Raw genomic sequence first — 22,140 nt, 5'->3', positions numbered from 1 at the left:
TTGTACGGGGGATCGGCAGAAGCGATTTACCCCCGCGTTCCCGCCGGGAAACACGCTGTGTGACTATACGGTCACGACACGTTCAAGGGAAGGCGCTGAATCCCGCGCAGCAGGAAACTCGGGTCGTAGGCGAGGCCGCCGGCGTCCGCGAGTTCGATCGTGGTGAGCCGCCGGGCGAGCTCCTCCAGGGCGACGACGGCCTCCTTGCGGGCGAGGGGCGCCCCCAGGCAGTGGTGGATGCCCCAGCCGAACGCCATGTGCTCGCGTCCGTGCGGTCGGCCGGGGCGGAACGCGTCGGGCTGCTCGAAGCGGTCCTCGTCGCGGTTGGCCGAGGCGTAGGCGAGGACGACCATGGCGCCGGCGGGCAGCTCGACGCCGCCGAGGACCGCCGGCTCGGTGGTGAGGCGGAACATGCCCTGCACCGGGGCGAGGAGCCGGAGGCCCTCCTCGACGATGCCGGGCGCGGCGCCCGCCGGGTCGGCGCGCAGGGCGTCCCAGAGCGGCGGGTCGGTGGCGAGGCGGTGGGCGAGGCCGGTCAGCAGCTTGGTGGTCGTCTCGTTCCCGGCGACGAGGAGCTGCTGGACGATGCTGAGGATCTCCTCCACGGTGAGGGGCGCCTCGTCCTCGCCGAGGTGGGCCTGCACGAGGCCGGTCACCACGTCCTCGCGCGGGTCGGCGCGGCGCCGTTCCAGCAGGTCGGCGAAGTAGTGCTGGAAGTCGACGATGCCCTCGGCGCTGTCGAGGCGCTGCTCGTCGGTGGCGTCGGCGCCGATGGTGACGGCGAACGCGTCGGTCCAGCGCTTGACGTCGGGGTGGCGGTCGGCGGGCACGCCGAGCATCTTGGCGATCACCTGGACCGGCAGCGGGACGGCGAAGTCCGCGACGAACTCGGCGCGGCCGGCGTCCGCGAGGGCGCCGGCGAGCGCGGCGGCGGCGTCGCGGATCTCCGGTTCCAGCGCCTCGACGCTGCGGCGGCCGAACGCCCTGGACACGAGCCTGCGGTAGCGGGTCTGGGCGGGCGGGTCCTCGGTCAGCATGGTCGGGACCTCCTCCCAGCCGCGGGCCCGGATCTCCTCGATGCGCGCCCGGACGTCGCCGGTCGCCGGGCTCTGCGGGACGCCGAAGCGGCTGGAGAACACCTCGGGGCGGCCGAGCGCCTCGGCGACCAGCGCGCGGCCGGTGACGAACCACATGCCGGTCGCCTCCGACAGCACCACCGGCGCCGTCGCGCGCAGCGCCGCGTAGGTCGGGTGCGGGTCGGCCAGGAACGCGGGGTCCAGCGGGTCGAACGGCTGCGGCTGGGCGGGCGCGGGCGCGGTCATGCGGAGCCTCCGGGGCCGGCGGTCATGATCACGCCAATGTAGTGACGGGACGGCCCGGCGCGCGCCCGGTTGGCCGCTCCCGGTCCCCTGATCGCGGCCCGGCGGCGGGGGTGGCGGATAATCGGGGGGTCGGCAGGGCGAGCGCGCGGGGGGCCACGGTGGCGGGCGGGAACGGCAGGAACGGCAAGGGCGGCAAGAACGGCAAGGGCGGCAAGGCGGGACCGGCCGTCGACATCCCGGTGGAGCTCGTCCCGGGCGCCTGGCGGGAGGGCTACCCCTACGGCCGCAAGCTCGGCCGCGACCGCTACGAGCAGGACAAGCGCGCCCTGCAGATCGAGCTGCTGAAGCTCCAGTCGTGGGTGAAGGGCACCGGGCAGCGGCTGGTCATCCTGTTCGAGGGCCGCGACGCCGCCGGCAAGGGCGGCACCATCAAGCGGTTCACCGAGCACCTGAACCCCCGCGGCGCGCGCGTCGTCGCGCTGGAGAAGCCGACCGAGCGCGAGAGCGGCCAGTGGTACTTCCAGCGGTACGTGGCGCACCTGCCGGCCGCCGGGGAGATCGTGCTGTTCGACCGGTCCTGGTACAACCGGGCGGGCGTCGAGCGGGTGATGGGGTTCTGCACGCCGCGCGAGTACATCGAGTTCATGCACCAGGCGCCCGAGTTCGAGCGGCTGCTCGTGCGCGACGGCGTCGAGCTGGTGAAGTTCTGGTTCTCGGTGTCGCGGGCCGAGCAGCGCAACCGGTTCCTGCGGCGCCGCACCGACCCGGTCAAGCAGTGGAAGCTCAGCCCGGTGGACGTGGCGTCGCTGGACAAGTGGGACGCCTACACCGAGGCCAAGGAGCTGATGTTCTTCCACACCGACACCCCGGACGCGCCGTGGACGGTGGTGAAGAGCAACGACAAGAAGCGGGCGCGGCTGGAGGCGATGCGCTTCGTGCTGGACCGCTTCGACTACCCGGGCAAGGACGCGTCGGTGGTCGGCCGCCCCGACCGCAAGATCATCGGTCCGGCGTCGCGGATCTTCGAGGAGGGCGAGCGGGACTCGCTGCTGCTCGCCGAGGGCCGCGGCCTCTGACCGGGCCGCGGAGCGGGCTCAGCCGGCCGCGCCGTTGAGGAACCGCTCGACCGGCAGCGTCGCCGCGCCGAGCGCGACCGCGTCCGGGCCGAGCCGGCAGAGCTCGACCGGCGGCGTCCCGAAGGCGTGCATGAGCGAGTGCCGGGCGACGGCCGCGCGGATCGCCGGGAGCATCCGCTCGCCGAGCAGCAGCCCGGCCCAGCCGCCGAGGATGATCCGCTCGGGGTCGAGCAGGTTGACCAGCCCGGCGATGCCCGCGCCGAGGAACAGGGCGGTCTCGTCGATGACCTCGGCGGCCCGCGCGTCGGTCGCGGCGAGCGCGAGCAGCGCGGCGAGCTGGGACTCCTGGTCCTCGCCGGGCAGCGGCAGGCCGTAGCGGTCGAGGATCGCCTCGGCGCCCGCGTACGCCTCCAGGCAGCCCGCCGAGCCGCACCGGCAGGCGCGGCCGCCGACCACGAGGGTGGTGTGCCCCCACTCCCCCGCGCTGGACGTCGAGCCGCGGTGGGTGACGCCGCCGGTGATGATGCTGGCGCCGACGCCCGACCCGATGAGGCCGATGACGGCGTGCTGGGCGCCGCGCCCGGCGCCGAACCACAGCTCGGCCTGCCCCATCGTCTTGGCGCCGTTGTCGATGTACAGGGGCAGGTCGGTGCCGGACCGCAGCATCCGCTCCAGCGGCACCGCGTCCCAGCCGTAGGTGGGGCCGTGCACCACCGGGTCGCTGCCGCGCAGCACGACGCCGGGCACGCCGATCCCGGCGCCGAGGACGGTGCCGGGGTCGACGCCGCTGAGGACCGCGTCGAGGCCCGCCAGGATGCGGTCGGCGACGACCCGCGCGTCGTGCCCGGAGCGTTCCAGCGGGAACTCGGCCTTGGCGCGCTCGGTCATCATCAGGTCGAACAGCTCGACCCGGATGCGGGTCTCGCCGACGTCCACGCCGACCACGTGCCGGTGCTCGGGGTTGATGCGCAGCAGGACGCGCGGGCGGCCGCCCTCGGACTCCACCGACCCGGCCTCGACCACGATGCCCTCGTCGATCAGCCCGCGGATGACGTTGCTGACCGACGCGGGGCTGAGGCCGGTGGCGGTGCTGAGGTCCTGGCGGGTGCGCGGCTGGTCGAAGTAGAGCGCCCACAGGAGCACCGACCGGTTGTCGCGCCTCAGGTCGCGGACCGTGGACCGCCTGCGCTCCTGCATGGCCTCCCCCTTTTTCTTCAGACCTTAATACAAGTAAGCGATCATTCCGTGCCGCGGGCCGCCTCCCGCTGCGCGGCGATGATCGCGGCGTAGCGGCGGCCGCTCGCCTTCACCGTCCGGCGCTGCGTCGGGTAGTCGACGTGGACGAGCCCGAAGCGGGCGTCGTAGCCGAACGCCCACTCGAAGTTGTCCATCAGCGACCAGGCGAAGTATCCGGACAGCGGCACCCCCTTCGCCGCCGCCCGGCCACAGGCGGCCAGGTGCTCCTCCAGGTAGCGGACGCGCCCGGGGTCGTCCACCGTCCCGTCGGGGCCGACCTCGTCGGCCCACGCGGACCCGTTCTCGGTGACGAGGATCTCGGCGGGCGCGTAGTCCTCGTGGACCCGCAGCAGGGTGCGCTCCAGGCCCTCGGCGCGGATCTCCCAGCCGAGCATGGTGCGGCGCTCCCCCGGGCCGCCGGTCTCGCGGGCGTGCGGGACGGGGCCGTCCGGGTCGTCGGCGAGCACGCAGGGGTTGTAGAAGTTCACGCCGAGCCAGTCCAGCGGCGCGGCGATCGCCGCCAGGTCCCCGGCGCGGACCGGGACGCGCGCGCCGTTCCGCTCGTACAGCTCGACCATGTCGGCGGGCAGGCCGCGGCCGAAGACCGGGTCGAGCCACCAGCGGTTGACGTGGCCGTCGAAGCGCTCGGCGGCGCGCGCGTCGGCGTCCGAGCCGGTGGCGGGCTCGGCGGGGTTGACCAGGTTGACGAGGCCGACGCGGGCGCCCGGCGCGACCGAGCGGACGGCGGCGGCGCCGAGGCCGTGCGCGAGCAGCAGGTGGTAGGCGGCGGGGACGGCGACCGCCAGGTCCCGGACGCCGGGGGCGTGGCGGCCCTCGATGTGCCCGATCCACGCCGCGCACATGGGCTCGTTCAGGGTGGCCCAGGAGGTGATCCGGTCGCCGAGGACGGCGGCGGTCGCGGCCGCGTACTCGGCGAACCGCTCGGCCGTCGCGCGGTCGGCCCAGCCGCCCCGGTCCTGGAGCGCCTGCGGCAGGTCCCAGTGGTAGAGGGTCGGGAAGGGGGTGATGCCGGCCTCCAGCAGGCCGTCCACGAGCCGGTCGTAGAAGGCCAGGCCGGCGGCGTTGACGGCGCCGGCGCCGTCCGGCACGACGCGCGGCCAGGCGATGGAGAAGCGGTAGGCGTCCACGCCGAGGCCCTTCATCAGGGCGATGTCCTCGGGCCAGCGGTGGTAGTGGTCGCAGGCGACGTCCCCGGTGTGCCCGCCGTCGACGTTGCCGGGGGCGTGCGCGAAGGTGTCCCAGATCGACGGGGTGCGGCCGTCCTCGGCGACGGCGCCCTCGATCTGGTAGGAGGAGGTCGCCACCCCCCAGGTGAAGCCGGCGGGCAGGGAGTCGAGCTCGTTCATGGACGGCCTTTCGGAGATCATTTGACGGCGCCGGCGGTGAGGCCGGTGACCAGGTAGCGCTGCAGGAGGAGGAACCCGGCGACCACCGGCACGCTGACGACCAGCGAGGCGGCCATGACCTGGTTCCAGTACACGTCGTTCTGGGTGGCGTAGCCCTGCAGGCCGACGGCGAGGGTGCGGGTCCGGTCGTCGGTCATGACCGAGGCGAACAGCACCTCGCCCCAGGCGGTCATGAAGGCGTAGATGGCGACGGCGACGATGCCGGGCACGGCGGCGGGCAGGACGACGCGCAGCAGCGCGCCGACCGGGCCGCAGCCGTCGACCTGCGCGGCCTCGTCCAGGCCCTTCGGGATGGAGTCGAAGTAGCCGACCAGCATCCAGATCGAGAACGGCAGCGAGAACGTCAGGTAGGTGAGGATCAGGCCGCCGCGCGAGCCGTAGAGCTGCAGGCCGGTGTAGTTGCCGACGTTGACGTAGATGAGGAAGAGCGGCAGCAGGAACAGGATGCCGGGGAACATCTGGGTGGACAGCACCGTCACGGTGAAGACGCGGCGGCCGCGGAAGCTGTACCGGCTGACGGCGTAGGCGGCGAACACCGCGACGACGACGGAGCAGACGGTCGCGCCGCCCGCGATGATGAGCGAGTTGAGGAAGTAGCGGCCGAGCGGGATGGTGTGCCAGATGTCGGCGTAGGGCCGCAGGGTGAGGCCGGAGGGGATCCAGCGGAACTCCCCGGACACGTCCCGCAGCGGCTTCAGCGAGCCGGTCGCCATCACGTAGATGGGCAGGCCGGTGAAGGCGGTGAGCAGGCCGAGCACGATCCAGCGCGTGACGATCATCGAGCGCGGCGGCGCGGTCGGCGACCGGTAGCCGCTCGTGCGCCGCGGCGCGGTCCCCGCCGGTGCGGTCTCAGGCATCGCGCCCCCTCAGCTTGGCGGTGACCGGCAGGTAGACCGCGGTGACGAGCAGCAGGAACAGCAGCAGCAGGACCGACATCGCCGAGCCGGTGCCGAAGTTCCAGGTGACGAACGACGCCTGGTAGATGTGCACCGAGATGAGGTCGGCGCGCGGCGGCGCCGACCCGCCGAACATCACGAACGGGACGTTGAAGTCGTTGAACGTCCAGAGGAACAGCACCAGCACGAGCACCTGGTTGACCGGGCGGAGCGACGGCAGCGTGATCGCGCGGAGCTGGCGCCACACCCCGGCGCCGTCGATCGCCGACGCCTCGTACAGGTCGCGGGGGATGTTCTGCAGGCCGGCGGTGATGATGAGGAACGCGAACGGCCAGTTCCGCCAGACCGACACGGTGAGCAGCGCGACGAAGCTGTTGTCGCCGATCAGCCAGAACGGCCGGCCGGAGGTGAGGTGCAGCTGGTCGTGCACGACGTGGTTCACCAGGCCGTTGTCGTGCTGGAACATGAACATCCACACGATCACCGAGGTGTACACCGGCAGCGCGTAGGGGGTGAGGAACAGCGCCCGCAGCCAGCCGCGGCCGCGGAAGGCGTCCTGCATGAGGACGGCGGCGGCGGTGCCGAGCAGCCAGGCGAGCCCGACCGCGAGGAGGGTGAACGCGCAGGTGACGGTGAAGGAGCGCAGCAGGTCGGCGCCGACGGGGGCGTCGACGTCCACCGCGACCTTGTAGTTGCCGAGGCCGGTCCAGGGGGCCTCGTTCCAGTTGCGGATGTAGAACTGGGTGAGGCCCTTGAAGCTCATCACGATGCCGACGATCATCGGCACGAGGTGGACCAGCAGCTCCAGCGCGAGCGCGGGCAGCAGGAACAGGTAGGGCAGACTGCCCCGGCGGATGCGCCGGGCGGCGCCCCGCCGCGCGGGCGGGGCGGCCGGCGGCGCGCCCTTCCCGCCCGCGCGGCGGAGCCGTGGGGTGGTCGTCGTCATGACCGCCCTACTTCGGCATCTGCTGCTGGGCCTTCTGCAGGCGCTTGCGGACGTCGTCGGCGGTCACCGGCTTGCCGGCCGCGGCCTGCGCGAACAGCTCCTTCATGGCGGCGCCGACCAGGTCCTCGAACTGCGACTCGGCGGCCACCTGCGGCAGCGGCGCGGCGCTCTCGGCGAGCGCCTTGCGCAGGACCGACCGCTCGGGGGTGTTGAACGCCGGGTCCTCCTGCGCGGCCTTGACCGACGGCAGCGAGCCGTAGGCGGTGTTCAGCGTCTTCTGCTCGGCGTCGCTGGTCATGAACTTCACGAACTGGAAGGCGCCGTCCTTGTTCTTGGTGTTCTTGAACATCGCGATGTTGATGCCGGCGACCATCGAGTTCACCTGGGCGCCCTGGCCGGGGGCGCCGGACTGCACCGGGACGGGCGCGACGCCGTAGTCGTCCTCCTTCATGCCGCGGGCCTTCAGCGCGGTGCCGGCGGCCTGCCAGAGCAGCATCGCGGCCTTGCCGGTGGCCAGGTCGCGGACCGACTCGTTCTGCATGTACTCGGCGTTGCCCGGTGCGGCGATCTTGTCGCCGGCCAGCAGGTTCACGTACTGGGTGACGCCCTCGACGGCGGCCTGGGAGTCCAGGGTGGGCTTGCCGGCGGCGTCGAAGAAGTCGCCGCCGTGCTGCTTGGCGAACACGAACGCGTGGTGGGCGTTCTCGGAGTTGTTGGCGCCCTCGATGGCGAGGCCGTACTTGCCGTCCTTGGTGAGCTTCTTGCCGGTGGCGACGAGCTCGGACCAGGTCGCCGGCGGCTTGTCGATGCCGGCGTCGGCGAAGCGCTTCTTGTTGTAGTAGAGCGCGTAGGCCAGGGAGTAGAGCGGCACGGCGGCGGGGGTCTTGCCGGCCGCGCCGGTGGCGCTGAGGGAGGAGGCGAGGAACCGGTCCTTGCCGCCGATCTTGGCGAAGGAGGCGTCGTCCCACTCCTGGAGGGCGCCGGTCGCCTGGAGGGACGCCGACCAGGTGTTGCCGATGTTCAGCACGTCGGGGCCCTGGCCGGAGGTCGCGGCGGCGAGGATGCGCTTCAGCAGGTCGCTCCAGGGCACCACCTCGTACTTGACGTGGATGCCGGTCTGCTGCTCGAACTTGGCGAGCTCGGGCGCCAGGACCTTCTTGTCGACCGACAGGTCGGCGCCCTGGTTGCTGGCCCAGTAGGTGATCGTCTTGGCGTCGCCGCCGCCGCTGCCGCCGTCCCCGCCGCAGGCGGCGAGCGCGGACAGGGCGAGGGTCGTGGCGGCGGCGAGAGCGGTGGTGCGGAACAGGCGCATGATCGCTGTCCCCTCTCTGGGGGGTGGGGGGAGGACGGTTCGTACCCCGGCTAAATTTAAGACCTGATTTAAGGCGTAGCCGAACGGTTCGTCAACCCCTCCGGAGGTCCCGATCCGGTGTCCGTTCCCGGGCGCCGCGGTGGGAGCGCTCCCGGGTAAAGGGTGGACAAGGGGGCGCGGCGGCCGGGACGCGGGCCGCCCGCCCCGGCTATCGAGGGATCATGAGTTTTCTGCAGCGCGCCGCCGCGCCCGGGCTGCTGGCCTGCCTCGCGCTCCCCTGCGCGGCGGGCCCGGCCGCCGCCGCCTCGGGCGGCGCTCCGGCGCACGAGCAGGTCCCCGCGCGGCTCACCCTGGTCAAGCGGGTGGTGAACGGCGGCGAAGGCCGCGCCGCCCCGGGCGACTGGACGCTGTCGGCGGCGCGCTCGGCCCCGGCGGACGCCGTCGCGGCGCCCGCCGCCGCATCCGCCGCCGCGCCGGCCATCGCGGGCGCGAGCGGCACGCCGCAGGTCACCGGCCGTGCCGTCGAGGCGGGCGCGGCCTACCGCCTCGCCCAGTCCGGCGGGCCGTCCGGCTACCGGCTGGAGGCGCCGGACTGCCGGACCCGGGCGGGCGACCCGGTGCCGGTGCGGCACGGGGCGGTCGTCCCGGCGCGCGGCCAGGACGTGGTGTGCGTCTTCGTCGCCGTCGACGACGCGGGCGCGCGCGGGCCGCTGCTGCCCCTGTCGGCGCTCCAGCTCGCGGTGCTGTCGGCCGTCGCCGGGACGGCGCTGTCGGTCGGGATCGGCGCGGGCGTCTACCGGCGGCGTCCGCGCCCCTGACCGCCCGCGGCCGGCCCGGCCGTCAGCCCGAGCAGGAGCGGCCGTCCAGCACGCACGAGGCGGGCCCGGTCGCCCGGCCCGTCGCCTGGAAGCCGACCTGGACCGACGCGCCCGGCGCGAGCGGGCCGCCGGACGCGCCGACGCCGTTGCGGGAGGACGACGTGGCGACCGCCCCGCCCTGCCCCCAGGCCGAGGTGATCGACGTCCGGCCGGGGAAGAAGGCCGCGAGGCGCCAGCCCGCCGACGGCGCGGCGCCCCGGTTCGTCACCGTGATCGTGCCGATGAATCCCTCGCGCCAGCGGTTGGCGGTGCCGTAGGAGGCGGTGAGGCGGGCGCTGCCCGCCGGCGGGCGCGGCGAGGCGGACCGGCTCGCCGGCGGCGTGGGCGACGGCGACGGCGCGGCGCTCTTCGACGGGCTCGCCGAGGGGCTCGGCGCGGGCGCGGGCGGCGCCTTCGGCGGGACGACCCGGCCGTACGTCGGGCCCGGCGCGACGCCGCCGCTCGCGACCCCGGGCCCGGCCGGGGCGGCGGCCACGGCCGTGTCCGGCTCGTCGCCGCCGCGCAGCGCGTAGAGGCCGAGGGCGGCGACGGCCGCGGCCCCCGCGCCCGCCGCGCCGATGAGGACCGGGCGGCTCCGCAGCCGGTCCCGCGCCGCCGGGGCCGGCCGCCGGTGGCTGCCCCGCTCGGGCACGTCGTTCAACCTGGACACCTCACCGCTCACCAGTAGAAATCCCCGCGAATCTAGCAGCCCATGATCACTGCTCGGGCCGGTTCGCGCCCGCCCGTCCGCCCGCCCGTCCGCGCGCCCGTCCGCGCGCTCGCCGGCCGTCCGCCCACCCGCGCGTTCACCCGCGCTTCGCCCGCCGGACGGCCGCCGTCCCCGGGCCGGTGCCGGGCGGGTGGAATCTTCACGGCGCCGGAACAAAGCGGCAAATCTCCCCCCTCCCTGGAGGTCCCGTGCCCGCTTCCCCGCTCTCCCCCTCCGCCCGCCGACGATCCGTCCTGCTCGCCCTGGTCGCGGTGCTGACCGCCGCCGCCGTGGCCGCCGCCGTCGCCGTGACCGGGCGGCGCCCCGCCTACGCCGCCGGGGTGCCGGCCCTGGACCACGTCGTCGTGGTCGTCCTGGAGAACCACGCCTACTCCCAGGTCATCGGCAGCTCCAGCGCCCCCTACATCAACTCCCTGGCGGCGGGCGGCGCGAACCTGACCGCCTTCTACGCCGAGACCCACCCGAGCCAGCCGAACTACTTCGCGCTGTTCTCCGGCTCCACGCAGGGCGTCACCGACGACACCTGCGCGCCGCCCGGAGCGCCCTACTCGACCGCCAACCTCGGCGCCGAGCTGATCGCCGCGGGCCGCACCTGGGGCAGCTACAACGAGGGCCTGCCGTCGGCCGGGTCCACGACCTGCTCCAACAGCGCGGGCAAGTACGCCCGCAAGCACAACCCCTGGTTCTCCTTCAGCAACGTGCCCGCCTCGACCGGCTACACCTGGGCGCAGTGGCCGACCGACTACACCAGGCTGCCGACCGTCTCCTTCGCCGTTCCGAACCTGTGCAACGACATGCACGACTGCTCGGTCGGCACCGGCGACACCTGGGTGAAGAGCAAGCTGTCGGCCTACGCCACGTGGGCCGTCGCGCACAACAGCGCGCTCGTGGTCACCTTCGACGAGGACAACCGCCTCGCCGGCAACCGCATCCCGACGGTCGTCTACGGCGCGCACGTCAAGACCGGCACCTACGCCACCCAGTGGAACCACTACAACCTGCTCCGCACGCTGGAGGACATGTACGGCACCACCCACGCGGGCAACGCCGCGTCGGCCTCCCCCATCACCGCGATCTGGCAGTGACCCGAGCCCGGCCCGGGGGCGGCGTCCCCCGGGCCGGGTCCCCCGCTAGGAGGTCCCGATGTACCTGTCCGCAGGCCACGTGGCGGGTGCGGCGAGCGGCGTCGCCGACCGCCGCGCGCTCCGCCGGATCGCCCCGAACGTCGTCGCGCTCGGCACCGTCAGCCTCGTCACCGACGTGTCGGCGGAGATGGTGACCGCGATCCTGCCCCTCTACCTCGTCGCCGGCCTCGGCCTGTCGCCGCTGGCGTTCGGGTTCCTGGACGGCCTGTACGGCGGCGCGGGCGCGCTCGTCCGGCTGGCCGGCGGGCACCTGGCCGACCGCCGGTCCCGGCACAAGCTCGTCGCGGGCGCGGGGTACGCGCTGTCGGCGCTGGTCAAGCCGGTTTTCCTGATGGTCTCGACGGTGCCGGCGATCGGTGCGGCGCTCGTCGCCGACCGCGTCGGCAAGGGCGTGCGGACGGCGCCGCGCGACGCGCTCATCTCGCTGTCGAGCCCGCCGGACGCGCAGGGCCGCGCGTTCGGCGTGCACCGCGCGATGGACACCGCGGGGGCGCTGCTCGGCCCGCTCGCGGCGTTCGCCGTGCTGAGCGCCTCCCACCAGCAGTACGACCCGGTGTTCGCGGTGAGCTTCTGCTTCGCGGCGCTCGGCGTCGTGATCCTGGCCCTGTTCGTGCGCGACCGCGCGGGCGCGGCGGGCGCCTCGATCCGGGCGACGCTGGCGGTGCTGCGGCGCCCGGCGTTCGCGCGGGTGTGCGGAGGCGCGCTGCTGCTCGGCGCGGCGACCGTCAGCGACGCTTTCGTGTACCTGCTGCTCCAGCGGACGACCGGGATGCCGATCCGGTACTTCCCGCTGCTGCCGGTCGGTTCGGCCGCCGTCTACCTGCTGCTCGCCGTCCCGCTCGGCGTCGTCGCCGACCGGGTGGGGCGCCGCGCGGTGTTCCTCGCCGGGCACGCGGTCCTGCTGGCCTGCTACGGGCTGCTGCTGTCGCCGCTGGACGGCGCCGTCCTGGTGGCCGGGTGCCTGGCCCTGCACGGGGCGTTCTACGCGGCGACCGACGGGGTGCTGATGGCGATCGCGGCCCCGATGCTGCCCGAGGGCACCCGCGCGGGCGGGCTCGCCGTCCTGCAGACGGGGCAGGCGTTCGCGGGGTTCGTCGGGTCGCTGGCGTTCGGCGCGGCCTGGACGTGGTGGGGGCCGCACACCGCGCTCCTCGCGGGCGCCGCCGCGCTGGCCGCGGCGGGCGCCGGCGCCGTCGCGCTGCTCGGGCGGGCGGGGGCGGCCGCATGACGCTGCGCACCCGGCTCCTGATCACGGCGGCCTGCGCCGTCCTGCTCGCCGTCGCCGCGACCGGCTACACCCTGCACGCCGCCGGGCGCGCCGGACGGTCCGCGCAGGGCACGGCCCTGACTCTCGGCACGCCCGGACGCATCGTGTTCCGCGACATGCGCATGGGGCCGGGCAAGGACCACCTGGCGTCCGTCGCCGCCGCCGCGCCGGACGGGCCGCGCAGTGACAGCGGCCTGGTCTGCGCTCGCTTCCACTACGCGGCGGGCACCGGCCTGTGCCTGCGCAACAAGACCGCGCTCAACCCGTCCTACGAGGCGGTCGTGGTGGACGCGGGCCTGCACCGGCGCCGCGCCTATTCAGATGTCGGCATCCCGTCGCGGACGCGCGTCTCGCCGAGCGGCCACCTGGCGGCCTGGACGGTTTTCGTCAGCGGTGACTCTTACGGCGGTACGAACTTCTCCACCCGCACGAGCGTTGTGGACGTGCGGACGGGTGCGCTGGTCCCGTCGCTGGAAACGTTCACGATCGTCAAGGACGGGCGTCCCTACCGCGCCGCCGACGTCAACTTCTGGGGCGTGACGTTCCGCGACGACACGCGCTTCTACGCCACCCTCGCGACCGGCGGCCGCACCTACCTGGTCGCCGGGGACCTCGCCGCGCGCCGCGTCACCACCCTGCACGCCAACGTCGAGTGCCCGTCGCTGTCGCCCGACGGCACGGCCGTCGTCTACAAGAAGCGGGTCCGGCCCGCCTCCAGCGGCGCGCCGTGGCGCCTCTACCGGCTGGACCTGCGGACGATGGCCGAGACGCCGCTCGCCGAGACCCGCAACGTCGACGACCAGGCGCTCTGGCTGGGCGGGAACGAGGTCGCCTACTCGCTGCCCGGCGACTTCGGCTCGGACATGTGGAAGGTCCCCGCCGACGGGACGGGGACGCCGGTCCGCTTCCTGACCGCCGCCCTCAACCCGGTGCCCTGACGGTCCGCCCCGGCCGCCAACCTTCGGCGCCGAAAGCGCATCTGAATATGTGGCGGTATGCCGCATCGGGGACGGGAACGGGGGCGGGAATGGCCGTGGAGGAGAAACGCCGCGAGAGCGGTTGGACGGAGCCGCACTGGGCGGTCCGGCTGGTGATCTACGCGATCGTGGGGCTGGTGATCACCCGGGTGGAGGCGGGCGTCGATCACCGGCCGTGGCTCGACGTGCTGCGGGGGGACGTGTTCGTCTGGACGGCGATCATCGTCCCGGCCGAGGCGTTCTACCGGTGGCGGCGGGGGCGGCGGCGCTGACGTGCACGAATATTAGTGCCACAAATGTAGCAAGATAAGCCTTTAAAAATATGTGACCGAATTGCGTCTTTCGCAGCTCTTGTCATGCGGGCCATGATCCGTTGATATCTGTTCGTTCACCCTCCGGTGAATGCGTCCCGGCCGCTCCCGGCCGGACGGCCTCTCCGGCGGCGGGCCCGACCGGCCCGGCGCCGCGACGCACAGTGAAGGGACCCCATGGCCCTCAGTTCCGGGAGATCCCCCCGGGGCCGCCGCGCCCTGGCCGGGCTCGCCGCGGCGGCGCTCGCCGCCGGCGCCGCGCAGCTCGCGCCCGCCGCCGCGCAGGCGGCGCCCTCGCCCGACGCCGCCGCGCCCGCGCGCGTCATCGTCCTGCTGAAGGACGCCTCGGCGCGGTCCGCCGTCGTCGCCAAGGTGAGGAAGGCGGGCGGCACCGATGTGACGGCGTTCCAGGCCGTGCCGTCGTTCAGCGCGACCGTTCCGGCGGCCGAGGCCGCGGCGCTCGCCGCCGACGCCTCGGTCGCCTCGGTGCTGCCCGACAGCACCGTCACGGTCGAACCGCCCGCGCCCTCGCAGGCCGCGTCCGCCGCTCCCAAGGCGGCCGTGGCCGGCAAGGCGGCGGGGACGGTGCCCTCCAACGTCTGCCCGTCCGATCCGGGCAAGCCGCTGCTGGAACCCGAGGCGCTCGCCACGACGCACGCGTTGCAGGCGCAGCGGGCCGGCGTCACCGGCAAGGGCGTGACGGTCGCCTACATCGCCGACGGCGTCGACCCGAACAATCCCGACTTCGTCCGGCCCGACGGCTCGAAGGTGTTCAAGGACTACCGGGACTTCTCCGCCGAGGGCCCCGACACCCCCTCCGGCGGCGCGGAGGCGTTCGGCGACGCGTCCGCGATCGCCGCGCAGGGCCGCCAGGTCTACGACCTCTCGAAGTTCGTCAACCCGACCAACCCGCTGCCCGCCGGATGCAACATCCGCGTGCTCGGCATGGCGCCGGGCGCGTCCATCGTCGGGTTGAAGGCGGGCGGGGAGCTGCTGCCGAACTCCTCGATCCTGCAGTCGATCGACTACGCCATCAGCCGGCACGTGGACGTGCTGAACGAGTCGTTCGGGTCCAACGCCTACCCCGACGACGGCACCCGCGACACGATCCAGCGGTTCAACGACGCGGCGGTGCGGGCCGGCATCACCGTGACGGTGTCCACCGGCGACGCCGGGATCACCGGCACGCAGGGCACGCCGTCCACCGACCCGAACGTCATCGCGGTGGCGGCGACCACCGACTCCCAGATCTACCAGCAGACCGGCTACGCCATGGCCCGGTACGCCAAGCCCGGCAAGTGGGCCGACAGCAACATCTCGGCGCTGTCGTCGGGCGGCATCAGCCAGGCGGGCCGGACGCCCGACCTGGCGGCGCCCGGCGAGGCCGACTGGGCGCTCTGCTCCACCGACGCCGAGAAGTTCACCGGCTGCACCGGCTACGCGGGCACGCCGCAGCCGATCCAGGCGTTCGGCGGCACGAGCCAGAGCGCGCCGCTGACGGCCGGTGCCGCCGCCCTCGTCATCGAGGCGTACCGCACCGCGCACCACGGCGCCTCGCCGTCGCCCGCGCTGGTCAAGCGGTTCCTCACCGGCACCGCCCGCGACCTGGGGATGCCCGGACCCGAGCAGGGCGCGGGACTGCTGGACGCGCAGGCCGCCGTCGCCGCCGCCAAGGCGTACCAGGGCGCCGACCCCGGCAGGATCCTCGCGCCCGCGCAGACCACGCTGACCGGCGCCCCCGGCGCGACGGTCACCGCGCCGCTGAAGGTGACCAACTCCGGCGGGAGGACCGCCACCGTCAGGGCCGGCACCCGTGACTACGCCACCACCGGCACGTCCCGGCGCACCGTCGCCCTCGACCCGTCGTCGCTGCCGACCTTCCCTTACGCCACCAACGGCGCGCCCTGGGTCTACCGGAAGGTGACGTTCAGGGTCGGCAAGGGCGCCGACGTGCTCGGGGTGTCCACCGCCTGGACCGGCTCCAACGTCGTCCACGACGACGGGTCGGAGATCGGCCCGGTGGTCCGCCTCACCCTGATCGACCCGCGCGGGACGTTCCAGACCAACTCCCGGCCGCAGGGCGGCGCCTACACCGCGAACCACGCCTACGTGGACGTCCGCAAGCCCGCCGCGGGCACCTGGACGGCGCTGCTCTACACGCCGCAGAGCGGGGCGCAGTCCTATACGGGCCCGGTGATCCTGCAGAGCACGACGCAGAAGGCGGTGCCGCGTGGGACGGTCAGCCCGTCCTCGCTCACCCTGAAGCCCGGCCAGACCGGCACGTTCACGCTGCGCACCAAGGTCGACGGGACCAGCGGCGACCGCGCCCGGCAGGTCACCTTCACAGGGACCGGCGGGCAGGCCGTCTCCACGCCCGTCGTCGTGCGGCCGGTCGTCCCGGTCGCGCACGGCAGGGGGACGTTCTCCGGGACCGTCACCGGCGGCAACGCCCGCGCCTACGCGCCCGCGCAGACCGCGACGTACGCCTTCGACGTGCCGGCGGGCCTGCACGACGTCGGCGTCACGCTGAAACTGGCCAAGGATCCCGGCGTGCTCGTCGAGGCGGCGCTCGTCGACCCCGACGGCGAGCTCATCGGGACCGGCTCCAACGCGCGCGGCTTCGACGACGACTACCAGCCGATCACCGGCGCCACCCTCCAGGTGACGCAGGCCGAGCCGGTCGCGGGACGCTGGCGGCTCACCGTCATCGTGGCCAATCCGGTGAGCGGCAAGGAGATCTCGCAGGGCTTCGCCGGCACCATCGGGTTCGACCAGGTGAAGGTGTCGGGGGCGCTGCCGGCCGGCGGGACGCGCCTGCCCGCCGGGAGGGCCGCGTCCTACACCCTCACCTACGGCAACAACGGCGTCGCGCCGGTGCCCGTGCAGACGGACGCGCGCCTCGACGGGTACACGGACGTCGCGCTCGCGCCGCTCGGCACGTCGCCGACGTTCGCGCTGCCGCTGACGCCCGAGTCGTCGGTGCCGTTCTACCTGGTGCCGCCGGGCACGGCGGCGCTGTCGGTCGCCGCCCGCTCCAGCCTGCCCGCGCAGGTCGAGCTGCAGGGCCCGGCCGGTTCGCCGGACGTGTTCGGCGACCTGGCCTCGGCCAAGGCCGGCGCGACGACGTCGGTCGCGCGGATCAGCGAGGCCGGCGGGCGGCACGTGCTGGCGCGCGGGTTCTACGGGACCTTCGTCCAGGAGATCGGCCCGTTCGCGGGGCCGGGGCCGGCCGGCACGACGACGCTGTCGGCGCTCGCCCGCACCCGGCCGTTCGACGGGCACGCCTCCTCGCCCGCCGGCGACCCCTACACCGTCGCGGTGACCGGGGACTTCACGCCGAACGGCACGCCGGTCGTGGTCGCGCCCGGCGGGAGCGGCAAGGTCACGGTGACGTTCACGCCGTCCGGCGCGCCCGGCACCGTCGTGACGGGCACCCTCTACCTGGTGACCTCGCCGGTGGCGAACTACGACGGGACCAAGGGGGCGATCCAGACCGGCGGCGACGTCCTCGCCGCCCTCCCCTACAGCTACACCGTCGGGTAGCGCTCGGCCGCGGGCCCTGGCGGCGGAACCGCCGTCAGGGCTTGCGGGCGACGCCCGCGTACCAGTTGACCTGGTCGGCGGTCGGGCGGGGGCCGTCGCCGTCGGGCCGCCACTCCGACACCAGCGTCACGCCCGGGTCGAGCAGTTCCAGCCCGGCGAAGGCCAGGTCGGTGAACTCCCGCCGGGTGCGGGCCTGCCCGGAGATGCCGCTGCGGTTGTAGATCTCCACCAGGCCGCCGACGCCGACCGGGTCGTGCTCGGGCGTCACGTGGGAGGCGGCGAAGAAGCTGCCGGGCGGCAGGGCGTCCAGCAGCGTCCCGATGATGGCGGCGGGCCGCTCCTCGTCCACCAGGAAGTGCAGGGTGGCGACGAGGATGAGCCCGATCGGGCGGTCGAAGTCCAGGGTGCGGCGCAGCACCGGGTCGGCGAGGATCGCGGCGGGGTCGCGCAGGTCGGCGTCCAGGTAGGCGGTGCGGCCCTCGGGCGTGCCGACCAGCAGGGAGCGGGCGTGCGCGAGCACGATCGGGTCGTTGTCGACGTAGACGACGCGGGCGGCGGGCGTCTCGGCCTGCGCGACCTCGTGCACGTTGCCGACGCTGGGCAGTCCGGCGCCGATGTCGAGGAACTGGTCGACGCCGGCCTCGCGCACCAGGTGGCGGACGGCGCGGCCGAGGAAGGCGCGGTTCTCGCGGACGGCGACGCGCACCGTCGGCACGCTCCGCTCCACCTGGTCGGCCATCGCCCGGTCGGCGGGGAAGTTGTCCTTGCCGCCGAGCCAGTAGTCGTAGACGCGGGCCGAGTGCGGGACGCTCGTGTCGATGCGCGGGTTGGCCGCCTCGGGCAGCGACCCGACGTCGGGCAGCTCCCACGCCTTCTTGCCCTGCTCGCCCATGCCGGCCTCCGCCCGTGCGCCCCGAACCGTGAAAGTTGATCATATTTGCGCGGTCCGGAGCGCGCGGGCGGATCATGGTGCTGTGACGCGCGTCACTCCACGGTGACGCTCTTGGCGAGGTTGCGGGGCTTGTCGATGTCGTGGCCGAGGGCGAGCGCCGCGTGGTAGGCGAGGAGCTGGAGCGGCACGCCGAGCAGGATCGGGTCGAGCTCGGGCTCGCTGCGCGGCACCAGGACGACGTCCTCGGTGACGCGCGGGTCGGGCGCGGTGTGCGCGACGGCGATGACCGGGCCGCGGCGGGCCCGGATCTCGCCGAGGGTCGCCTGGTTCTTGCCGAGCAGGTCGTCGTCGGGCAGGACCGCGACGGTCGGCAGGCCGGGGCCGACCAGGGCGAGCGGGCCGTGCTTCAGCTCGCTCGCCGGGTACGCCTCGGCGTGCAGGTAGGCGATCTCCTTGAGCTTCTGGGCGCCCTCGCGGGCCACCGGGTAGCCGCGGACCCGGCCGACGTAGAACGCGCCGGGCGCGGCGCTCAGCTTGCGGGCCAGCTCGGCGATGCGGTCCTCCTGGGCCAGGATCTCCCGGATCTGGCCGGGCAGCGCGCGCAGGCCGTCGGCGATGCGCCGCCCGTCGGCGGGCGACAGGTCACGGATGCGGCCGAGGTGCAGGGCGATCAGCCCGAACACCACGCAGGTGGAGGTGAAGGTCTTGGTGGAGGCGACCGAGATCTCCGGCCCGGCGTGCAGGTACACGCCGCCGTCGCACTCGCGGGCGATGGCGCTGCCGACCACGTTGACCAGGCCGAGGACGCGGCCGCCCTTGCGGCGCAGCTCCTGCACGGCCGCGAGGGTGTCGTAGGTCTCCCCCGACTGGCTGACCGCGATGTAGAGGGTGTCGGGCTCCACGACCGGGTTGCGGTAGCGGAACTCCGAGGCGGGTTCGGCGTCGGCGGGGATGCGGGCCAGCTCCTCGATCAGCTGGGCGCCGATCCGCCCGGAGTAGTACGCCGAGCCGCAGCCGATGACCTTGACGCGGCGGATCGCGCGGGCCTCCCGCGGGTCCAGGTTCAGGCCGCCGAGGTGGGCGGTGTGGAAGCGGGCGTCCAGGCGGCCGCGCAGGGCCCGCTCGACGGCCGCGGGCTGCTCGTGGATCTCCTTGGCCATGAAGTGGTCGTGGCCGGTGCGGTCGTAGGACGCGGCGTCCGCCTCGATCTCGGCGGGGCGGTGCGCGGTGGCGCGGGCGTCCAGGGTGAAGGTGCGGTAGCCGCCGGCGGTCAGCACGGCGAGCTCGCCGTCGTCCAGGTGCACGACCTGGCTGGTGTGGCCGACGAGCGCGGCGACGTCGGAGGCGGCGTACATCTCCCTGTCGGCGATGCCGAGCACGACGGGGCTGCCGTTGCGGGCCAGCACGATCCGGTCGGGGCGGGCGGCGTCGACGACGGCGATGCCGTAGGTGCCGACGACGGCGGTGAGCGCCTGCCGGACGGCCTCCTCCAGCTCGGCGGCGCCGGACCGGGCGATGAGGTGGGCGAGGACCTCGCTGTCGGTGTCCGACAGCAGCTCCGCGCCGTCGGCGGCGAGCTTGGCGCGCAGCTCCTCGGCGTTCTCGATGATGCCGTTGTGGACGACGGCGACGGTCCCGGCGACGTGCGGGTGGGCGTTGGCGTCGCTCGGCTCGCCGTGCGTCGCCCAGCGGGTGTGGCCGATGCCCGGCGAGCCCTTGAAGCGGGCGGGCAGGTCGCCGGTGCACTCGTGCACGCGGCCCTTGGACTTGCGGACCTTCAGCTCGCCGCCCCGCCCGACGACGGCGAGGCCGGCCGAGTCGTACCCCCGGTACTCCAGCCGGGCGAGGCCCTCGGCCAGGATCGGGACGGCGTCGCGGGGGCCGATGTAGGCGACGATTCCACACACGGTGACGGGCTCCTCATCCGTAGGTCATCCGTAGACCACGCGGCGCAGCTGGCGGAGCGACAGCTCGGCCGGGGCGACCCGGCGCTGCCGCAGCTCGGCGGCGACCCGCGTGAAGATCTGGTCGTTGGTCAGGCCCCTGGCCTGCAGCTCGGCGTGCCGGCGCCGGACGAACTCCTCGGTCGTCTCGCCGAAGTAGGCGAGCACGTCGGCGACGACGCGCGCCGCCTCCCCCGGGGTCAGCGGCGTGGTCCGAATGAGGTGGGCGACGAGGTCCTGGTGGAGGTGGTCGGCGGGCACCTGGCCCAGTCTGCACGATGAGCGCCCGGCATCCCAAGAATCCTGCCCGGAATCGGGCAGGGATCGGGGGTTAGGCGAGGAGGAGGGCGGCGTTCGCGCGGATGGCGCGGTCGTCGTCGAACGCACGCCTGCCCGAGTGGTAGCGGTGGCGCCGGTCGGAGGCGAGGAGGTCGGCGAGCATCGGGCGCAGCGGTCCGGGATCGGCGCGGATCGCGGCGAGGAGGCGCAGGGCCTCCATGCTCACCGGCATCGGTCTGGCGGCCAGATCGCGGGCGGTCTCGCGCAGGGCGCGCGCCGCTTCGTCGGGGTCGCCGGTGACGCGGTGCAGGGCGTTGGCGGCGCGAACGCGCGTCCACTCGTCGCGGTCGTCCAGCAGGGCGCGCAGCGCGGGGCCGTGCGCGACGGCCGCCGGGCCGAGGTCGGCGATCTCGGCGAGGTGGTCGGCCGCCGGGGCGGCGGCGACGGCGTCCAGGAGCGGGCCCGGGTCGCCGGCGATGCGCCAGCGCGCCGTGAGCGGGCCGACGCGGGCGGCGCGGGTCTGCCAGGGGGTGGAGTCGTGCGGGAATCGGCCGGCCTCGATACGGGGCAGCGCGTCGGCGGCGGCGGGGCCGATGGCGGCGAGGGCGTCCAGGACGTGCGGCCAGTCCGCTCCTTTCAACAGGCGGGTCAGCTCCGGGACGGCCGGGGCGGCGACCGGCCCCCAACGGGCCAGGGCCCGGATCAGGCCGGGGTGTGACTCCCTGCGGGCGGCGAGGCGCGAGCGGATCGCGGGGAGGAGCGCGGCGGCGTGCTCGGCCATGGGGTCGAGCAGCTCGGCGATGGAGGGGATCCAGGGGATGTAGAGCGTCCCGCTGTCCACGACGTCGGCGCCGCAGCAGCGCGGCCCCTCGATCCGGGCGAGCAGGCCCGGCAGGCAGCGGGCGTCGCGCTGGACGGCCAGCCCCCAGACGGCGATGTCGGCGATCTCCTCGCCGCCCTCGCGGAAGACCGGGCCGCGGTCGTCCAGGCGGGCGGCGAGCGCGCCGGCGTCCCCGCGGGCCGCCGCCATCAGGTGCGCGGCGAGGGCGCGCGCCTCCACCGCCTCGTCCGCGCCGAGCAGGGTCAGGACGGGCAGCAGCTCCGCCTCCGGCGCGCGGGACGCCGTCAGCACGCCGGCGATCACCCGGACGGCGCCGGTGCGGCGGGCGGGATCGGGGTGGGCGGCCAGGGCGAGCGCCGCCTCGGTCCGAGGCCGGACGCCGTCGCCGAGGAGGGACGCCGCCCAGGTGACGGCCGAAGCCGCCGAGGGCGTCCCGAGCACCTCCGGCCACACCGCGATGTCGGGTGCGGACAGGGCGGCGATGACGGCGGCGGCGGCCGGGCGGTGCCCGGGGTCCGCTCGGCGCAGCGCGGCTTCGGCGGCGAGGGCGGTCTGGGGGTCGCCGTCGCGCGCCCGCTCGCGCAGCCGGGCCAGCGCGGCGGCGCGCGTCTCAGGCCGGCCGTGGGCGGCGAGGGAGCCGAGGGCCAGGAGCACCGCGAGGCGGTCGGCCGGGTCGGCGTCGGAGCGGGCCAGCAGGACGGGGACGACCGCGTCGGCGCCGCCGCCCGCCTCCTCCAGCGCCGACAGCGCGGCGCGGCGGACCCTGCCGCCGGAGCCGTCCAGCAGGGCCAGGACGCGCGGCAGCTCGGCCGCCCAGGCGGCGGGCCAGCCCTCGTGCACCCAGCGGGGGGCGGCGAGGCGCCCGTCCCGGGCGATCAGCGCGACCAGTTCCAGCGCCTCGGTGCGGACGGCGTCCGGGGCGTCCTCGGCGATGTCGACGAGGAACGGCAGCAGGGCCGTGGCGGAGTCCTGGACGCCGCCGCCCTGGTGGTGGACCGCCATCGTCAGCTCGTCCAGGGCGTCGAGCGCCTCGTCCTCGCCGCCCGCCGCGATGCGGCGCAGGTGGCCGGGTACGTCGGCGGCCGGGCCGTAGGCGTGCCGCAGGGAACTCCAGTCGACCGAGTCCGGATCGCGCATGGG

18 protein-coding genes are annotated in these 22,140 nt (G+C 74.7%); 7 read left to right on the top strand and 11 right to left on the bottom strand.

Going from position 1 to position 22,140, the window contains the following annotated elements; all coding sequences use genetic code 11:
* Positions 1–71: 71 nt before the first annotated feature.
* Positions 72–1,322: a cytochrome P450 gene (locus K1Y72_RS32835; protein ID WP_220170429.1), complete on the bottom strand. Its 1,251-nt coding sequence runs from the start codon at positions 1,320–1,322 to the stop codon at positions 72–74.
* 158 nt (positions 1,323–1,480) lie between these two features.
* Between K1Y72_RS32835 and ppk2 the strand changes: the two genes are divergently transcribed.
* Entirely contained in the window at positions 1,481–2,398 is a 918-nt protein-coding gene (ppk2, locus tag K1Y72_RS32830; RefSeq protein WP_308287338.1) for a polyphosphate kinase 2, read from the top strand.
* Between the two features lie 18 nt (positions 2,399–2,416).
* On the opposite strand, the gene K1Y72_RS32825 is transcribed toward ppk2, so the two are convergent.
* From K1Y72_RS32825 to K1Y72_RS32805, 5 genes are read right to left on the bottom strand one after another with little or no spacing between them, the layout of a single operon-like run.
* Positions 2,417–3,595: an ROK family transcriptional regulator gene (locus K1Y72_RS32825; protein WP_220170428.1), complete on the bottom strand. Its 1,179-nt coding sequence runs from the start codon at positions 3,593–3,595 to the stop codon at positions 2,417–2,419.
* A gap of 41 nt (positions 3,596–3,636) precedes the next feature.
* Positions 3,637–5,001 (bottom strand): GH1 family beta-glucosidase, encoded by a 1,365-nt coding sequence (locus K1Y72_RS32820; RefSeq protein WP_220170427.1) that lies wholly within the window; start codon positions 4,999–5,001, stop codon positions 3,637–3,639.
* A 17-nt stretch (positions 5,002–5,018) separates the two neighbouring features.
* Entirely contained in the window at positions 5,019–5,918 is a 900-nt protein-coding gene (locus tag K1Y72_RS32815; RefSeq protein WP_258574384.1) for a carbohydrate ABC transporter permease, read from the bottom strand.
* Positions 5,911–6,903, bottom strand: coding sequence for a carbohydrate ABC transporter permease (locus K1Y72_RS32810; RefSeq protein WP_220170426.1), 993 nt, complete (start codon positions 6,901–6,903; stop codon positions 5,911–5,913). The genes K1Y72_RS32815 and K1Y72_RS32810 overlap by 8 nt, the downstream gene beginning before the upstream one ends.
* Before the next feature lie 7 nt (positions 6,904–6,910).
* The gene (locus K1Y72_RS32805) at positions 6,911–8,215 is read right to left on the bottom strand and encodes an ABC transporter substrate-binding protein (RefSeq protein WP_220170425.1); all 1,305 of its coding nucleotides are present in this window, start codon (positions 8,213–8,215) and stop codon (positions 6,911–6,913) included.
* A gap of 221 nt (positions 8,216–8,436) precedes the next feature.
* Here K1Y72_RS32805 and K1Y72_RS32800 point away from each other — a divergent pair, with 221 nt between their 5' ends.
* Complete coding sequence (locus tag K1Y72_RS32800) at positions 8,437–9,033, top strand: hypothetical protein (RefSeq protein ID WP_220170424.1); 597 nt, start codon at positions 8,437–8,439, stop codon at positions 9,031–9,033.
* A 22-nt stretch (positions 9,034–9,055) separates the two neighbouring features.
* Here the strand turns inward: K1Y72_RS32800 and K1Y72_RS32795 are convergent, their stop codons facing one another.
* Positions 9,056–9,754: a cellulose binding domain-containing protein gene (locus K1Y72_RS32795; protein WP_220170423.1), complete on the bottom strand. Its 699-nt coding sequence runs from the start codon at positions 9,752–9,754 to the stop codon at positions 9,056–9,058.
* Positions 9,755–9,990: 236 nt separating this feature from the next.
* Here K1Y72_RS32795 and K1Y72_RS32790 point away from each other — a divergent pair, with 236 nt between their 5' ends.
* The 5 genes from K1Y72_RS32790 to K1Y72_RS32770 all read left to right on the top strand — a co-directional run bounded on the left by K1Y72_RS32790 (position 9,991) and on the right by K1Y72_RS32770 (position 17,045).
* Positions 9,991–10,887, top strand: coding sequence for an alkaline phosphatase family protein (locus tag K1Y72_RS32790; RefSeq protein ID WP_220170422.1), 897 nt, complete (start codon positions 9,991–9,993; stop codon positions 10,885–10,887).
* Positions 10,888–10,945: 58 nt separating this feature from the next.
* A complete protein-coding gene (locus K1Y72_RS32785) occupies positions 10,946–12,175 on the top strand; it encodes an MFS transporter (protein WP_220170421.1) in 1,230 nt (409 codons plus the stop codon).
* On the top strand, positions 12,172–13,152 hold the full coding sequence (locus K1Y72_RS32780) for a TolB-like translocation protein (RefSeq protein ID WP_220170420.1): 981 nt from the start codon (positions 12,172–12,174) through the stop codon (positions 13,150–13,152). The genes K1Y72_RS32785 and K1Y72_RS32780 overlap by 4 nt, the downstream gene beginning before the upstream one ends.
* Before the next feature lie 95 nt (positions 13,153–13,247).
* Positions 13,248–13,463, top strand: a complete 216-nt coding sequence (locus K1Y72_RS32775; protein WP_220170419.1) for a hypothetical protein — start codon at positions 13,248–13,250, stop codon at positions 13,461–13,463.
* 216 nt (positions 13,464–13,679) lie between these two features.
* A complete protein-coding gene (locus tag K1Y72_RS32770; protein WP_220170418.1) occupies positions 13,680–17,045 on the top strand; it encodes a S8 family serine peptidase in 3,366 nt (1,121 codons plus the stop codon).
* 34 nt (positions 17,046–17,079) lie between these two features.
* On the opposite strand, the gene K1Y72_RS32765 is transcribed toward K1Y72_RS32770, so the two are convergent.
* The 4 genes from K1Y72_RS32765 to K1Y72_RS32750 form a co-directional block, all read right to left on the bottom strand.
* Complete coding sequence (locus tag K1Y72_RS32765; RefSeq protein ID WP_220170417.1) at positions 17,080–17,937, bottom strand: SAM-dependent methyltransferase; 858 nt, start codon at positions 17,935–17,937, stop codon at positions 17,080–17,082.
* Between the two features lie 92 nt (positions 17,938–18,029).
* Positions 18,030–19,844 (bottom strand): glutamine--fructose-6-phosphate transaminase (isomerizing), encoded by a 1,815-nt coding sequence (gene glmS / locus K1Y72_RS32760; RefSeq protein WP_220170416.1) that lies wholly within the window; start codon positions 19,842–19,844, stop codon positions 18,030–18,032.
* A 24-nt stretch (positions 19,845–19,868) separates the two neighbouring features.
* Positions 19,869–20,141, bottom strand: a complete 273-nt coding sequence (locus K1Y72_RS32755) for a hypothetical protein (protein WP_220170415.1) — start codon at positions 20,139–20,141, stop codon at positions 19,869–19,871.
* A 70-nt stretch (positions 20,142–20,211) separates the two neighbouring features.
* Complete coding sequence (locus tag K1Y72_RS32750) at positions 20,212–22,137, bottom strand: hypothetical protein (RefSeq protein WP_220170414.1); 1,926 nt, start codon at positions 22,135–22,137, stop codon at positions 20,212–20,214.
* Positions 22,138–22,140 lie beyond the last annotated feature (3 nt).

The sequence above is a fragment of the Actinomadura parmotrematis genome, assembly GCF_019458805.1.
GTDB lineage: Bacteria > Actinomycetota > Actinomycetes > Streptosporangiales > Streptosporangiaceae > Spirillospora > Spirillospora parmotrematis.
The sequence above is the reverse complement of the archived record's forward strand: the minus strand, read 5'-3'. Positions and strand labels throughout refer to the sequence as shown.

Coding starts and splice junctions, on each gene's coding strand:
- K1Y72_RS32835 (WP_220170429.1), bottom strand. CDS start 1,322: ATGACCGCGCCCGCGCCCGCCCAGCCGCAGCCGTTCGACCCGCTGGAC.
- K1Y72_RS32825 (WP_220170428.1), bottom strand. CDS start 3,595: ATGCAGGAGCGCAGGCGGTCCACGGTCCGCGACCTGAGGCGCGACAAC.
- K1Y72_RS32820 (WP_220170427.1), bottom strand. CDS start 5,001: ATGAACGAGCTCGACTCCCTGCCCGCCGGCTTCACCTGGGGGGTGGCG.
- K1Y72_RS32815 (WP_258574384.1), bottom strand. CDS start 5,918: ATGCCTGAGACCGCACCGGCGGGGACCGCGCCGCGGCGCACGAGCGGC.
- K1Y72_RS32810 (WP_220170426.1), bottom strand. CDS start 6,903: ATGACGACGACCACCCCACGGCTCCGCCGCGCGGGCGGGAAGGGCGCG.
- K1Y72_RS32805 (WP_220170425.1), bottom strand. CDS start 8,215: ATGCGCCTGTTCCGCACCACCGCTCTCGCCGCCGCCACGACCCTCGCC.
- K1Y72_RS32800 (WP_220170424.1), top strand. CDS start 8,437: ATGAGTTTTCTGCAGCGCGCCGCCGCGCCCGGGCTGCTGGCCTGCCTC.
- K1Y72_RS32785 (WP_220170421.1), top strand. CDS start 10,946: ATGTACCTGTCCGCAGGCCACGTGGCGGGTGCGGCGAGCGGCGTCGCC.
- K1Y72_RS32780 (WP_220170420.1), top strand. CDS start 12,172: ATGACGCTGCGCACCCGGCTCCTGATCACGGCGGCCTGCGCCGTCCTG.
- K1Y72_RS32770 (WP_220170418.1), top strand. CDS start 13,680: ATGGCCCTCAGTTCCGGGAGATCCCCCCGGGGCCGCCGCGCCCTGGCC.
- K1Y72_RS32765 (WP_220170417.1), bottom strand. CDS start 17,937: ATGGGCGAGCAGGGCAAGAAGGCGTGGGAGCTGCCCGACGTCGGGTCG.
- K1Y72_RS32750 (WP_220170414.1), bottom strand. CDS start 22,137: ATGCGCGATCCGGACTCGGTCGACTGGAGTTCCCTGCGGCACGCCTAC.